Here is a 14628-nt window from a genome sequence, read left to right on the forward strand (position 1 = left end):
ATTTAGTAGTTAGTACAGATGAAAAGTATGCTTGACTACTAAATTTCATCTTATCGATTTAGTTCTAGTTGCAAATTATCGGCTGTTAGAGCCATTTGTGAGGAATCATCTTGAATTCCTTTCATTACTTGTGAAATAGCTTGTAGTTCGTGTTCAATTTTCTTATTCTGTTCTTTTGAGTTAGACATATCTTTTACGATTTCTTGGAAGTATCGATCTGTTGCCGACATACTATCTGTTCCTTCCGATACGAGAGAGCTAATTTGTTTCACAGAAGACGAGACACGAGTAATTTGTTCATTTGTTTTTTCGACGAGCTTTGTAACGTTAAATATAGATTCTTTCGTTTGCTCTGATAATTTTCGGATTTCGCCAGCAACAACAGAAAACCCTTTCCCAAATTCTCCAGCACGTGCCGACTCAATAGCAGCATTTAGTGCGAGTAAATTTGTTTGCTCCGCAATCGATTTAACAATATCTATGATTTCATTAATTTTGTTAGAAATATTGAGAAGTTCATGAGTATCTGTAATAATCGTTTCCATATTCATTTGAATAGATCCCATTCGTTTGTTTTGCTGGTTTAATTGTTCTTTCCCTTTATTCGCTTTTTCTTCAGATGTTGTAGCTAATGATGTACCTGTTTTAGCAATCTCTACAATAGTTTCAGATTTGGCGGTTAGTTTTTGAATAGAAGAGCTTGTTTTTTCAGATACAGCAGCTAGTTCTGTTGCGATATGCGTAATTGTCATAGCAGTTAATTCTTTTTCTTTCTCATGCTCTTTTTGCATTCTTTCATATTCAGATTCATAAGCTGCAAGAACAAGTTCTTGTTCAAGAGTGAATAATTTATTTATAACATTTATAGAATATGAAAAATCATCGATTGTCGTTATTTTTGTTTGCAAAATCTTCATGATAGAGCGGAATAATTCTTGATAAGCAGCAGTATACCATTTTCGATGTAAACCAATTTGTACATGCCTTTTGGCAATCCTAACACGCTGTTCAATAAAATCTTCATGCATATTGCCGCTGAATAATTCTTTAATATGTGTTTTTAAAGTTTGTTTTAGTTTTGGAATAGAGCTGTAACGCTCAATAATAGTAATTAAATTAGGTTGTTTTGTAATGTTGGCATAGAATTTTTCAGTAATCCAATCAATTTCTGCATAAATAAAAGGCTGTAGTACTTTTACAACTTGTAAATCTTCTTTTGAAATATGTAGCATATCCATTTGAATTTTTAATTCAGAATTAGTAGGTACATTAAAAGTTATTTGTTGGTTCTTACTTAATTCGATTATACTGGCATTTGTTTTATTAATATTTTTTTTGAAAACCCCAAGCATCATTCTTCCCCCTGTATATAAAACGTTTTCAATTTTAAAACTAATATAGAGTAATTATATATGCTTATATATAATTACTCTATATTAGTTCGTTGAATAGTATATAAATTAAGAGAATTCTATCTAGAATTCTCTTAATGGCCTTTATTAATTTTAGCATGTGTTTTAAAGAAAACAGGGAAATGCACATTATATATTACAGTGACGACACGAATAACGAATGTTACTAATAAACAAACATAGAAAGCTAATACGTGCGCCCCCATAGCGTGTGTGATTAGGAAGCTAATTGCTCCTAAGATAGAAGCGATTGCGTAAATCTCTTTTCGGAATACGTAAGGGATATCTTGAGCACAAATGTCACGCAAAATACCGCCTCCAATACCTGTAATGACTCCCATTGAAACAACTAGAAATGAGGCGTCAACATGATGTGACATTGCCGCATTTGCACCAATAGCTGTAAAAACGCCTAAGCCAACAGCATCAGAAAGCATAATAACGACTTGAAGTTTATTGATACGCTCAAAAAACATACAAGTAAATAATGCTGATAATACACTTACGAAAAAGTAAATGGGTTTTACAAATGCGACAGGGGGCAGGTTACCAATCATGATATCACGAATAATACCGCCGCCGAGCGCAGTGGCTACAGCTAAACAAAGGACACCAAATAAATCTAAATCTTTTTTTAAACCAACTAATGTACCAGAAATGGCAGCGGCGATAATGCCAAGAAACGTAAATATATCGATTAATAACATGGCCTTAATCCCTTCCTCTTAAAGATGTTCCAGAGAAAAAATATACACTAAAGTATTGGAAATAACAATTACTTTTCGCTACATGTAGAAAAACGGATAAAATTCATAAAGAAAGCGTTTGAAAATGTTTGGAAAATAACCATAAAGTAATCTGAAAAAGATATGAAAAGATTAATTTTACATTTTTTGATGTTGTTAATTTGGTAAAATATTACAATTAGAGGTGAGATATTTATATTTGTATAAAATGATAAAAAAATATGTATATACTGACAAAAATAAGGGGATGGTTGTTAGATAGATTTTGTAAAAATAGGGGAGTATAGCTAAAGGACGATGATTTTTATTACTTATTAATACTTGTCCTGGCTAGTTTTAGCTGGAAAAATAGTTCTCGATTTGAATATGAGTTATGTTATAATTGCTAGGTGTGTTTGAATGATAAAAAATTATGATTAAAAGATAATGTTAAGATTTTGTATGGAGGTCTTGGAATGTTAGCAAATCAAGCTAGGGTTAGATTTGAGCATTTTTTGCTCTTTTTTATTATTTTACAGCCTGTTTTAGATTTATTAACGTCTCTTAGCATAACTTTATTAAAGTCAAATGCTACCGTTGGAATTTTAGTAAGATTCCTTATTATGGCTGTTGGTGGTATTTACATTTTAATTCAGGCAAAAGAGAAGGAAAATAGAAAGTTTTTAATTTATCTTATATTATTAGCCGGAGTTTTAGGGATAGGGTTTATTAATAACAAACTAGTTAAAAATCCTATTGTACTTAGTGAAGAAGTTAAATTCGTTGCGAAAGCATTATATATATATATCATGCTGGGATCATACATTTTAGCTTTAAAATCATTGAAAAAGACAGTTAATATTAGTGATAAGGTTCGAAATAGTATTGTATATTCTACATTAATCATTAACGCAATTATGGTTATTTCTATTTCAACATCTACTGACTTTGGTAGTTATGAATGGATGAAGGTTGGTTCTCGAGGTTGGTTCTATGCAGGGAATGAACTAGGTTCAATCTTAGCTATTATTTTCCCTATTGTGGTACTATATTCTATTCAAAAAACAAAGAGCTGGAAACACATTTTATATTGGATTCCATCACTTTTAATGATTTATTCGCTAATTCAAGTCGGTACAAAAGTTGGAATGGGCTCAATTGGTGCTACGTTAGCGGCAGCAATCGGAATCATTGTACTACAATTATTATTTGATAGAAAAAATCCGAACAAAAAATCCCTTGCGCTTAATGCAGTAATTGCTATGGTCCTATTAGCTGGTGTAGTTGGGACGTTTAAACAAACACCATTAGCACAAAATATGGGTATTCACAATAATTATTTATCAGAGCAAAATGTGGCACAGCAAGGTCAAAAAGAAAAAGAAATTAAAGAGAAGCTGAAAAAAGAGCAAGAACTTAAAGCAAAAGAAGAAAATCATCATAAAGTTGAAAAGCCAGAAGAAAAGGCGAAGATAGAAGAGGAAGTTAAGAAAGAGCTTGAGAAAGAGCAAAAGAAAGAAAATCAAGAAAATCTTATTTTCAGTGGACGTCAAGTATATGAAGAAAGACATAAGCAGTTCTTTAAAGAAGCGCCAATGTCACAAAAGTTATTAGGAATGGGTTATGCAGGTAACTTTAAATACAATGAACAAAAGCAGCCAGATCCAAAACTAATTGAAATGGACTTCCATGATTGGTTTTATGATTTCGGGATTATTGGCTTTGTATTACTAATGATTCCATTTATTTATTACGGGCTAAGAATTCTACTAGCATTTGCTACGAGATTTAAGGACATATTTAATATAAAATATGGAATGATTTCAGCAAGCTTATTGTTAGCGTTAGGTATTGCTTATATTGCAGGACATATTTTAACAGCACCAGGAGTTGGGATTTACTTTGTAGTGGTGTTAGCTTATCTAATAGTAGACCTAGAAATTGAATGATAAAAATAAAAGCTAACTTTTGTTAGCTTTTATTTTTTAGTACAGTAAAATAAAAATAGATGGAAACGCAGCAAGGATTTAAAGGAGGAAAAAATATGAGAATATTGCATATGAATGCAGGAGCAGAAGATGGGGGAGGGAAAACACATATTATTTCACTTCTCGATCAGTTTCCAACTGGTGAAGTAGAATTAGCAGTATTTGAAGATGGAATTGTTGCGAAGGAAGCAAGGGAGTTAGGGATAAAAGTCCATGTGTTTTCACAAAAATCGCGCTATGATTTATCCATTTTAAAGAATATAAGTGAATTTATTAATAAAGAAAAATTTGATGTAGTTCATACACATGGTCCTAGGGCTAATTTCTATGTTTCTTTAATGAAAAAGAGAATAAAGGCAAAATGGGTAACGACTATTCATAGTGATCCATTTCAAGACTTTACTAAACAGGGCTTAAAAGGTTGGATTTTTACGAAATTAAATTTGAAAGCCTTAAAAAATATAGACTTATTTTTCGTTGTAACAAATAGATTGAAAAAAAGCTTGGCAGCATTAGGCATTTCAAATGACAAGATGCATGTTATTTATAATGGAATTGAATACGATAAGGAAAAAGCAGAAGGCTATAATAAAAAAGAAATGTTCAATATTGATGAAGATGTATTTACGGCAATCCAAGTAGCACGATTACATCCTGTCAAAGGACATGAAGTTTTATTCGATGCGTTACAACAAACAAAATTAGAGAAAATTAAAGTATTATTAGTTGGCGATGGCCCATTAGAAGAAAATCTAAAGTCATTAGCTACTGAAAAAGGGATTAACGATAAAGTAGAGTTTTTAGGACATCGTCAAGATGTAAAACAATTATTTGCGTCGTCACATGTAAATTTATTAACTTCCCATAGTGAAGGGTTCCCACTAGTTTTATTAGAAGCGGCAAATCAACGCGTACCATCAATTGTGACTAGGGCTGGAGAAATTGAACCATTAATCGTAGATGAAACTTACGGATGGATTGTGCCAACAGGTGATGGAAAGGCATTAGCATTAGCTTTAGAAGAAGCGTATGATAAGTGGAAAACTGGAGAGTTAGCAGCAATGGGTAAACATATTTATGAGCATGCTACTATGAACTTCTCACTTCAAAAACTATATGAAGATACAAAGGAAACATATAAGCAATTAATAGCGAAAAACTTGTAATGATAGAGAGGATAGTTAACTATGGCAGTACAAACAGTTGATATTCTAGGCGTTCCTTTTTCTACAATGACAATGGATGAAACGGTCCAATATTTAAAAGAACAACTAGAAGCGGAGCGAATTCATACGTTTCAGGTAGTAACAGCAAACCCTGAAATTGTTATGTGCGCAAAAAAGGATGAAAAGTTCTATCAAACATTATTGAATACAGATTTAATTACACCTGATGGTATTGGGGTTGTAAAGGCAAGCGGGATGCTTGGTACACCTTTAAAAGAACGTGTAGCAGGTTTTGATTTAATGTGTAATTTACTTGCGAAGTTATCAGAAGATAGTAAGCCGGTATCTGTTTTCTTATTAGGTGCAAAGCCGCATGTTGTACAAGCTGCAGCAGATCATTTAACAAAGACATATTCAGCTGTATCCATCGCCGGTATACAAGATGGTTATTTTAAACAAGAAGACGAAGAGAATATTATTTCTCGCATTCAAGAAGCAAAACCAGATTTATTACTTGTTGCACTTGGTTTCCCGAGACAAGAGAACTTTATCCAAAACAATAAGCATCGTTTAGAAACGAAAATGGCTGTTGGAGTGGGTGGAAGTTTAGACGTATGGGCTGGAGAGGTAAAACGTGCACCAAAATGGATTCAAGCGATTCATTTAGAGTGGTTTTATAGATTATGCAGTAATCCAACACGCTGGCGTCGTCAGTTAGTATTAGCGGAATTTTTAAAAGAAGTAATGCGTTCGAAAAAGTAGCGAAATATCGCTGCTTTTTTTATTTGTTCATTTTTAATAAATTGAAACTTTAATCAATGAGGCATCCCCACTGATTATTAGCTCTCACCAATCGGGATAGACGTTTTACTTTTTGGGAATGATGAAGGAGAATTTTTTACACAAAAGTATTTTACTTATACAATTCACACGTGTAAAATTATGTGTAAAGACACCTGTGTGAGGAGGACTTCTAGTGGGCAAGGTAAAAGAAATTTCGAAGCGCAAACTACTTGGTATAGCTGGGCTTGGATGGCTATTTGATGCAATGGATGTTGGAATGCTTTCATTTGTAATGGTAGCCTTGCAAAAGGATTGGGGATTAAGTACGCAAGAAATGGGCTGGATAGGCAGTATTAACTCAATCGGTATGGCAGTAGGAGCGCTTATTTTTGGGATACTATCAGATAAAATAGGGCGAAAATCAGTCTTTATTATTACATTATTATTATTTTCTATCGGTAGTGGTTTAACTGCATTAACAACAACACTTGCGATGTTTCTCGTTTTACGCTTTTTAATTGGTATGGGGCTTGGCGGAGAGCTTCCGGTTGCCTCTACACTAGTATCAGAGAGTGTTGAAGCGCATGAGCGTGGGAAAATTGTTGTTTTATTAGAAAGTTTTTGGGCAGGTGGATGGCTAATTGCAGCTCTTATCTCGTATTTTGTTATTCCTAAATATGGTTGGGAAGTTGCGATGGTATTGAGTGCAGTTCCAGCATTATATGCTTTATATTTAAGATGGAATTTACCGGATTCCCCAAGGTTCCAAAAAGTTGAAAAAAGGCCATCTGTTATTGAAAATATAAAATCAGTTTGGTCTGGGGAATATCGTAAAGCAACAATTATGCTATGGATTCTATGGTTTTGTGTTGTTTTTTCCTATTATGGAATGTTCCTTTGGTTACCGAGTGTAATGGTGCTAAAAGGATTTAGTTTAATAAAAAGTTTCCAATACGTACTTATTATGACATTAGCTCAACTTCCAGGATATTTCACAGCTGCTTGGTTTATTGAACGTCTCGGTCGTAAATTTGTTTTGGTTACGTATTTAATCGGGACAGCTTGCAGTGCTTATTTGTTTGGGGTTGCGGATTCATTAACAGTATTAATCGTGGCAGGTATGTTACTATCCTTCTTTAACTTAGGTGCTTGGGGAGCATTATACGCCTATACACCTGAGCAGTATCCAACGGTTATTCGTGGTACAGGTGCAGGAATGGCAGCAGCATTTGGTCGTATTGGTGGTATTCTTGGGCCACTATTAGTGGGATATTTAGTTGCCTCAGAAGCTTCACTATCATTAATATTTACGATTTTCTGTGGATCAATTTTAATTGGTGTATTCGCTGTAATAATACTTGGACAGGAAACGAAGCAACGAGAATTAGTATAAAGTGAAAATTTAAACGTATCCTGGATCGTTTATCATCCTACACTACTCGGCTCTTTATAGGCAGTTAGTACGGGATAAAGGGGGAGAGGAAACCGAAGTGGTTTCCTTTTTTCTGTTTTTTTAGATAAATAATGGTATAGTAAGAAAAAGGGATTATTTCTTATAAAAGCGAATGTATACAACAGGACATATGGACAAAGAATTAGGTGGTTGAAGAAATGAAAATTTTACTGATTATGGAAGAGGCAGAAGAGAGAAGAGAGTTAGCTGAAAATTTCACTGAAAATATGAGAAATGTAGAATGTTTTGAAGCAAAGACAGGAACAGAATCTTTATTTATGATGAAAAAACATATACCAGACTTTGTTTTTTTAAGTTCCAAATTACTAGATGGTACTGGTTTTGAATATGCAAGTTTATTACGAGAAATAAATTGCTATACAAAATTTATTTTTGTAGGTGAAAACATAGAAGAATCTATTACAGCTTTTCGTTTCCAAGCATTTTATTATTTATTACGACCATTTCGTGAAGAAGATTTACAATTTCTTTTATATAAAATAGGTAAAGAACAAGGTGAGAAAGCAAAGAGTTATTTGCGGAAACTACCGATAGAAAGTCAAGAGGGCATACGATATATTCTTCCAGAAGATATCGTATATGTAAGTAAAAATAAAGAAAATAAAACTGTTTCAATTTACACAACGAATAATCAGTATATTTCAACATATACACTTCAGGAATTAGAAAATAAGCTAAATGCATATGATTTTTTACGTGTACATAAAAGCTATTTAATTAATATGTCATATGTAAAAGAACTGAAACCTTATTATAATGGCACGTATAATTTGTATTTAGATAGGTATGATGAGCAACCGATTCCAGTCAGTCGTAATTATGTAAAACGCCTTCGAAATAACATTGAATTATAGTAGATAATGAGAGTATTTTAACATGATAAACTGAAAATCCTTCATGATAGGGAGGATTCAAGTTAAATATTCAGAAAATTTAGTACAATCTCCACTAAGAAATAGTATTGGGGGAATTGTATGTGAAGACATTGAAATCGATCTTACTTTGGGGCGTTATTACAGCAGTAGGAGCAGGTGCTTTTGGGGTAATAGCTTTATCACAAGGTGAAACCATTAATGCTGTATGGCTCTTAGTAGCTGCCGTATGTGTATATGCAGTTGCTTATCGCTTTTATAGTAGATTTATAGCGAGAAAGGTTTTTAATTTAGATGATAATCGGCAAACACCAGCCCATACATTAAATGATGGGAAAGACTATGTTCCAACAAATAAGTGGGTATTGTTTGGACATCACTTTGCAGCGATTGCTGGAGCGGGACCTTTAGTAGGACCGATTTTAGCGGCACAAATGGGGTATTTACCAGGGACCATTTGGATTATTGTTGGGGTAGTTGTTGCGGGGGCTGTCCAAGATTTTGTTATTTTATTTGCTTCAATGAGACGTAATGGTAAATCGTTAGGAGAAATGATTAAAGATGAGATTGGACCTGTTACAGGACTAATTGCAATGATAGGTATTTTAGGAATTATGATTATTTTATTAGCAGTATTAGCGTTGGTCGTAGTAAAGGCACTAATCGGAAGTCCTTGGGGAATGTTTACGATAGCAGCAACGATTCCTATCGCTATTTTAATGGGAGTTTATATGCGCTATATTAGGCCTGGTCGTGTTGGAGAAGGATCAGTAATCGGTATTATCCTACTTATTTTATCTCTTGTTGGAGGACAGTATGTAGCAGAAAATCCAACACTTGCAAGTATGTTCACATTTAGTGGTGAAACAATTGCTATTATGCTTATTGTATATGGATTTATTGCATCTGCATTACCAGTTTGGATGCTTTTAGCACCACGTGATTATTTAAGTACATTTTTAAAAGTTGGAACAATTGTAGGGTTAGCAATCGGTATCTTAATTGTAGCACCAGATTTACAAATGCCAGCAGTTTCGAAATTTATTGATGGAACTGGTCCTGTGTTCTCTGGAAACTTATTCCCATTCTTATTTATTACTATTGCTTGCGGTGCAGTGTCTGGATTCCATGCTCTTGTTTCATCAGGTACGACGCCGAAGATGATTGAGCAAGAGGGACACGCACAGCCAATCGGTTATGGAGCAATGTTAATGGAGTCGTTTGTAGCAGCGATGGCGATGATTGCAGCTTGTGTATTAACACCGGGAACGTATTTTGCAATTAATAGTCCCGCAGCACTTATCGGTACAGATGTCTCGCAGGCAGCTCAAGTTATTTCCTCATGGGGATTTGCTATTACACCAAATGAACTAAAAGATCTCGCTGTAAATGTTGGAGAGCAAACGATTTTATCACGTACAGGTGGTGCGCCAACATTAGCGATAGGTATGGCATATATTTTCTCACAAGTAATAGGTGGAACGGCCATGATGGCATTTTGGTATCATTTTGCGATTCTCTTTGAAGCCCTATTTATTTTAACAACGATTGATGCCGGAACGCGTGTCGGCCGATTTATGATTCAAGATATTTTAGGGCATGTATATAAGCCATTTGGGAAAACGGATTCTACATTAGCGAATGTAATCGCTACAACATTATGTGTATTAGGGTGGGGATATTTCTTATACCAAGGGGTAATAGATCCGCTCGGTGGAATTAATACATTATGGCCACTTTTCGGTATTGCAAATCAAATGCTAGCAGGTATTGCATTATTACTTGGAACGACAATTTTGTTCAAAATGGGAAAAAAGGCGTACGTTTGGGTAACACTTATTCCAACTGTCGGGTTGCTGATTGTAACAATGACGGCGGGGTATCAAAAGCTATTTCATGAAAATCCTAAAATTGGATTTCTATCGCATGCAAAGGTATTTCAGAGAGCATTAGATGAGGGAAAAGTGTTAGCGCCAGCTAAAAATGTCGCTCAAATGAAGCAAATTATTTTCAATGATTATATTGATGCAGCGCTTTGTGGGATTTTTATGATAGTTGTAATCGCTGTGTTAATTTCAGCACTTCGAATTTGGATACAAGTATTAAGAAATAAGCCAATGCCGTTAAAGGAGGCACCATATATTCCGAGAGATGAAAGTGAGTCGAGGAACTATGCTTAAAAAGCTGTGGCAAGTATGGAGGGAAAGAAAACGCTTTATTAGTTTGCTCGTTGGGGTACCAAGTTATGAAGTATATGTGGAGCATATGAAAAAGCATCATCCTGGAGAAGAGGTTTTATGTCAAAAACAATTTTTTGCTGAGGCACAAGAAGCAAGATTTAACGCAAAGGGTGGAAAAATATCACGCTGTTGTTAATGAAAAAGGGCGAGTTTTCGCCCTTTTTATTTTTTTGCTGTTTCACGTGGAACAGCAAAAAATAAATAAAAACTTTGGGAATTATAGGGATTTCGTATACAATAAAGTAAGGAAAGGGATAGATAGAAAAGTAAGGAGATCATTTTATGTTAAAGGACTTATTTGTAAATACAACAATTATTCTTTCCTTTATTTTTGTTGGAGGTCAGCTTTTAAGAGATAAGCCGTTAAAAGAAGGATTCTCTTTTGGGCAGAAATGTGTAGTAGGCATTTTTACTGGGATACTAGGTATATTACTAATGTATTTCGGTGTTCGTGTTGGTACCATCCTATTGGATTTACGCTACTTAGCTGTTATTCTAGCTGTTATTATTGGAGGGCCGATAGCGAGTACCATAACAATTATTATGATTTTAGTAACTAGACTGTTGTTTATGGATTATTCATTAGCTTCTCAAGTGGCCTTTTATACAATCATTGCGATAGGAATAGGGAGTATCTTTATTTCGCGTATGAAGCTTTCTTTAGGGGAAAAGTGGGTATGGTTACACGCATATATTTTATCTATTCTAATCCCAGCGTTATATATATGGTTAATTAAAGAGATCCACATAGTGGGATTATATTTAATTTCTAGTATTATTACAGGTTACATAACATTCATAAGTGCAAATTATGTTTTACAATCCAATGAGCTATTTCAAACGATGAAACAATACGCAACGATAGATGCATTGACAGGTCTAGGAAACGTAAGACAGTTTGATTTAGAGATGAATCGTCATATTAGTAATAAACACTTGAAAAATGATTCACTTTGTTTACTACTTATAGATATTGACCATTTTAAGCATGTAAATGATACGTATGGGCACCCAGCGGGAGACGAAGTGTTAAAACAAGTAGGGCATATTTTGCGAGAAATGTCAGCATTTCCGGATTTGGTTTTTCGAAAGGGTGGAGAGGAGTTTGCGCTTTTGATACCAAGGAAAGGAATAGCTTATGGAATTCATGTTGGGGAACAAACTCGTATAGCTGTTGAAAAACATTCATTTGAATTGTTAGATGGAACAAAAATAAAAATTACAGTTTCGGTAGGGGTTTCAGAGTATGAAGGGGCATCAGAGCAATTTATTCAAGCGGCGGATGATGCGTTATACTACTCGAAACGAAATGGTAGAAATAAGGTCAGCTCTGCATCTTAAAGATAAGATGACCGGAAGACATAAAGCTTATAAAAAACACTCACAGAGGCAATGTATGAACCTTGTGAGTGTTTTTATTTATATATTAGACAAGTTCTTTTGATACAACGAATTTACGATATGCACCATGGTGAGTTGGACCTACGTATTCGTTAATTTTGAATGAGTAACGAATAGCAGCTGTGATGAATTCTTTAGCAGTTTTTACTGCTTCTTTCACAGGTTTTCCTTTTGCAAGTTCTGCTGTAATTGCAGCAGAATATGTGCAACCTGCGCCGTGTGTATTTGTAGTATCAATTTTTTCTGATTCTAAAAGATCGAATGTTTCTCCATCATATAGGACGTCGATTGCAGTTTCCGTACCAAGTTTGCTTCCGCCTTTAATTAGTACGTATTTGGCACCTAAAGCGTGGATTTTCTTCGCTGCTTCTTTCATGTCCTCAAGAGAATTAATTTTCACACCGCTTAATTGGTAAGCTTCAAATAAGTTTGGCGTTACAACTAATGCCTTTGGCACAAGAACGTCACGTAAGCAATCGTTCGTTTCAGGGTGTAATGCTTCATCTGCACCTTTACATACCATAACAGGGTCAACTACTACATTTTTGAAATTGTGCTTTTCGATTGTTTCTGCAACCATTTCAATAATTTCTACTGATCCAAGCATACCTGTTTTTAAAGCGTCTACGCCAACACCTTCAATTGTTGTTTCTAATTGTGGTTTTAATGTAGAAGCTGGGATTGGAAATACGTTATGTGCCCAACCGTTATGTGGATCCATCGTTACGATTGTTGTAAGAGATGTCATTCCGTATACGCCCAGTTCTTGGAATGTTTTTAAATCTGCTTGTATACCAGCACCGCCACTTGTGTCAGAACCAGCGATAGTAAGTGCTTTATTTAATGTCATTATGAAAGCCCCCTCGAGTGATATAATGAAAACTATGTTTTCACCATTATATCAATGTTACGAATAAGTACAAAGTGAAAAGTAGATGATTTATTTTAAGAGCTATTTAAAATCTTGTATGCAGGAGAATGAGTATGTTTCGAGATAATCGTACGAATGAATTAGTTATATTAAAGGAAATTGCAGAAACATTAAATACATCAAATGATACATATCATGTATTGCAAGCTGTCCTCGAGAAATTGCTAAGTGTAACAGGTTTAACGACAGGATGGATTTTTCTTGCGGATGAAAATGGGAAGTATACGAAGTTAATTGATTATCAATTACCAGAGGCACTTACATATAAAAATAAACGCCCGATGTGCGAAGGTGAATGTTGGTGTTTACGAGGTTTTGTAGATGGAAAATTAGAGAGAGCCGTTAATATTATTGAATGTAAAAGAATTAATAATGCAATTGAATATAATTGGGGGGATACGGAGGGCATTCTTCATCATGCTACGGTTCCTTTAAAAGCTGGGGGAGAAAAATTTGGGGTGTTAAATGTTGCAAGTCCGGGTAAAACACATTTTTCAGAAGAAGAATTAGTATTACTCCAATCGGTTGCCTTCCAAATTGGTACGGCTTTAAAGCGAACAAAATTATATGAAAATGAAAAGAGAAGAGCACATTATTATGTGAAATTAGAGCGTTTCATTCAAGATTTAAAAATGATTCATAAGTTTAATGTACTACCTGAAAAGGTGGTAAATCACGTAGGTGAAGTATTTCAATGGAATCAAGTAGCGCTTTTTATTAGGGAGGAAAAAGAATTATCTCTGCGAGCGTCTTACGTTCAGGAAGAGTTACAAGAGGATGTAAAAGAGGCGGCCAAGAAGGCGTTAGAACAAGATGAACCAGTTCTAATAAAACATCAAATAGGACATAATGTACATCTAAATCGAGCTGTTATTGCTACACCAATACATATTCAAAGCCATATATTTGGTGTTTTATGTGTTAGTTTGAATAATGGAGAGTTTGATGCTAATACAATAGATGTAATTCAAGCATTATCGAACCATGTTTCGTTAATAATAGAGAATTTGAGGTTAAACGAGCAGCGCCGTGAACTTGTACGAATGGAAGAAAGAAATCGGTTAGCAAGAGATTTACATGATTCTGTTTCGCAAAAATTATTTTCATTAACCTTCATGACAAAAGGCGCCGAGGCAGTTTTAAAAGGTAAAAATGAAAAGGTAGATCAATCTTTGCATGAGATGCGTGAACTTGCGCAAGGAGCTTTGAAAGAAATGAGGACATTAATTTGGCAGCTTCGTCCGGCAGGATTAGAAAAAGGATTATTGCCAGCTCTAAAGCAGTACGGTGAAAATTTGGGACTGAAAATTAGGGAGCAAGTTACGGGTGTTCGTGATTTACCTCGTGTAGTAGAAGAAGCTTTGTGGCGCATAGGCCAAGAAGCACTGAACAATGTAAGTAAGCATGCAGGTGTAAAAGAAGCGACGATTTATTTTACAGTGAATGAGAAAAATGTATCATTAGAAATAGTTGATCAAGGAAAGGGCTTTGTGGAAAAGAATATAAAAGAAAAGAAATCACTAGGTATGACTACGATGCGTGAAAGAGTAGAATTAGTTGGTGGAACAATTAAAATTGTAAGTAGTAATAAACGAACGAGCGTAAAAGTAAATGTACCATTATGATGTGAAAATGA

Annotated in this window: 12 protein-coding genes and 1 pseudogene; 9 read left to right on the forward strand and 4 right to left on the reverse strand. The window is 34.6% G+C overall.

Going from position 1 to position 14628, the window contains the following annotated elements:
* Window positions 1-50: 50 nt before the first annotated feature.
* The 3 genes and pseudogenes from MKY38_RS29380 to MKY38_RS22655 form a co-directional block, all read right to left on the reverse strand.
* Window positions 51-791 carry a methyl-accepting chemotaxis protein gene (locus MKY38_RS29380; protein WP_370512974.1) on the reverse strand — a complete coding sequence of 247 codons (741 nt, stop codon included), beginning with the start codon at window positions 789-791 and terminating at the stop codon, window positions 51-53.
* A 15-nt stretch (window positions 792-806) separates the two neighbouring features.
* Window positions 807-1355: pseudogene (locus MKY38_RS29385) on the reverse strand (protoglobin family protein); the annotation flags it as partial.
* A 131-nt stretch (window positions 1356-1486) separates the two neighbouring features.
* Window positions 1487-2119, reverse strand: a complete 633-nt coding sequence (locus tag MKY38_RS22655; RefSeq protein WP_000924371.1) for a trimeric intracellular cation channel family protein — start codon at window positions 2117-2119, stop codon at window positions 1487-1489.
* 494 nt (window positions 2120-2613) lie between these two features.
* Here MKY38_RS22655 and MKY38_RS22660 point away from each other — a divergent pair, with 494 nt between their 5' ends.
* From MKY38_RS22660 to MKY38_RS22695, 8 genes are all read left to right on the forward strand, one after another.
* Complete coding sequence (locus MKY38_RS22660; protein ID WP_098272926.1) at window positions 2614-4086, forward strand: O-antigen ligase family protein; 1473 nt, start codon at window positions 2614-2616, stop codon at window positions 4084-4086.
* Between the two features lie 95 nt (window positions 4087-4181).
* Window positions 4182-5291 (forward strand): glycosyltransferase family 4 protein, encoded by a 1110-nt coding sequence (locus tag MKY38_RS22665; RefSeq protein WP_098272925.1) that lies wholly within the window; start codon window positions 4182-4184, stop codon window positions 5289-5291.
* 21 nt (window positions 5292-5312) lie between these two features.
* Window positions 5313-6053, forward strand: coding sequence for a WecB/TagA/CpsF family glycosyltransferase (locus MKY38_RS22670; RefSeq protein ID WP_000290745.1), 741 nt, complete (start codon window positions 5313-5315; stop codon window positions 6051-6053).
* A 214-nt stretch (window positions 6054-6267) separates the two neighbouring features.
* A complete protein-coding gene (locus MKY38_RS22675) occupies window positions 6268-7467 on the forward strand; it encodes an MFS transporter (protein ID WP_000521077.1) in 1200 nt (399 codons plus the stop codon).
* Between the two features lie 218 nt (window positions 7468-7685).
* The gene (locus MKY38_RS22680; RefSeq protein ID WP_000698256.1) at window positions 7686-8402 is read left to right on the forward strand and encodes a LytR/AlgR family response regulator transcription factor; all 717 of its coding nucleotides are present in this window, start codon (window positions 7686-7688) and stop codon (window positions 8400-8402) included.
* A 122-nt stretch (window positions 8403-8524) separates the two neighbouring features.
* Entirely contained in the window at window positions 8525-10600 is a 2076-nt protein-coding gene (gene cstA, locus MKY38_RS22685; RefSeq protein ID WP_000854314.1) for a carbon starvation protein CstA, read from the forward strand.
* Window positions 10593-10796 carry a YbdD/YjiX family protein gene (locus tag MKY38_RS22690; RefSeq protein ID WP_016123906.1) on the forward strand — a complete coding sequence of 68 codons (204 nt, stop codon included), beginning with the start codon at window positions 10593-10595 and terminating at the stop codon, window positions 10794-10796. The genes cstA and MKY38_RS22690 overlap by 8 nt, the downstream gene beginning before the upstream one ends.
* Window positions 10797-10942: 146 nt before the next feature.
* Entirely contained in the window at window positions 10943-12001 is a 1059-nt protein-coding gene (locus MKY38_RS22695; protein WP_000910190.1) for a GGDEF domain-containing protein, read from the forward strand.
* A gap of 85 nt (window positions 12002-12086) precedes the next feature.
* On the opposite strand, the gene pdxK is transcribed toward MKY38_RS22695, so the two are convergent.
* Complete coding sequence (gene pdxK / locus MKY38_RS22700) at window positions 12087-12911, reverse strand: pyridoxine/pyridoxal/pyridoxamine kinase (protein ID WP_000174252.1); 825 nt, start codon at window positions 12909-12911, stop codon at window positions 12087-12089.
* 134 nt (window positions 12912-13045) lie between these two features.
* Between pdxK and MKY38_RS22705 the strand changes: the two genes are divergently transcribed.
* Complete coding sequence (locus MKY38_RS22705) at window positions 13046-14617, forward strand: GAF domain-containing sensor histidine kinase (RefSeq protein ID WP_000488148.1); 1572 nt, start codon at window positions 13046-13048, stop codon at window positions 14615-14617.
* The last annotated feature ends 11 nt before the right edge of the window (window positions 14618-14628 follow it).

The sequence above is a fragment of the Bacillus sp. FSL R5-0585 genome (genome assembly GCF_038004545.1).
GTDB lineage: Bacteria > Bacillota > Bacilli > Bacillales > Bacillaceae_G > Bacillus_A > Bacillus_A cereus.

Bases quoted from the DNA above. Each gene is read 5' to 3' on its own strand.
- MKY38_RS29380 (WP_370512974.1), bottom strand. From the start codon at position 791: ATGCAAAAAGAGCATGAGAAAGAAAAAGAATTAACTGCTATGACAATT.
- MKY38_RS22655 (WP_000924371.1), bottom strand. From the start codon at position 2,119: ATGTTATTAATCGATATATTTACGTTTCTTGGCATTATCGCCGCTGCC.
- MKY38_RS22660 (WP_098272926.1), top strand. From the start codon at position 2,614: ATGTTAGCAAATCAAGCTAGGGTTAGATTTGAGCATTTTTTGCTCTTT.
- MKY38_RS22665 (WP_098272925.1), top strand. From the start codon at position 4,182: ATGAGAATATTGCATATGAATGCAGGAGCAGAAGATGGGGGAGGGAAA.
- MKY38_RS22670 (WP_000290745.1), top strand. From the start codon at position 5,313: ATGGCAGTACAAACAGTTGATATTCTAGGCGTTCCTTTTTCTACAATG.
- MKY38_RS22680 (WP_000698256.1), top strand. From the start codon at position 7,686: ATGAAAATTTTACTGATTATGGAAGAGGCAGAAGAGAGAAGAGAGTTA.
- MKY38_RS22690 (WP_016123906.1), top strand. From the start codon at position 10,593: ATGCTTAAAAAGCTGTGGCAAGTATGGAGGGAAAGAAAACGCTTTATT.
- MKY38_RS22695 (WP_000910190.1), top strand. From the start codon at position 10,943: ATGTTAAAGGACTTATTTGTAAATACAACAATTATTCTTTCCTTTATT.
- pdxK (WP_000174252.1), bottom strand. From the start codon at position 12,911: ATGACATTAAATAAAGCACTTACTATCGCTGGTTCTGACACAAGTGGC.
- MKY38_RS22705 (WP_000488148.1), top strand. From the start codon at position 13,046: ATGTTTCGAGATAATCGTACGAATGAATTAGTTATATTAAAGGAAATT.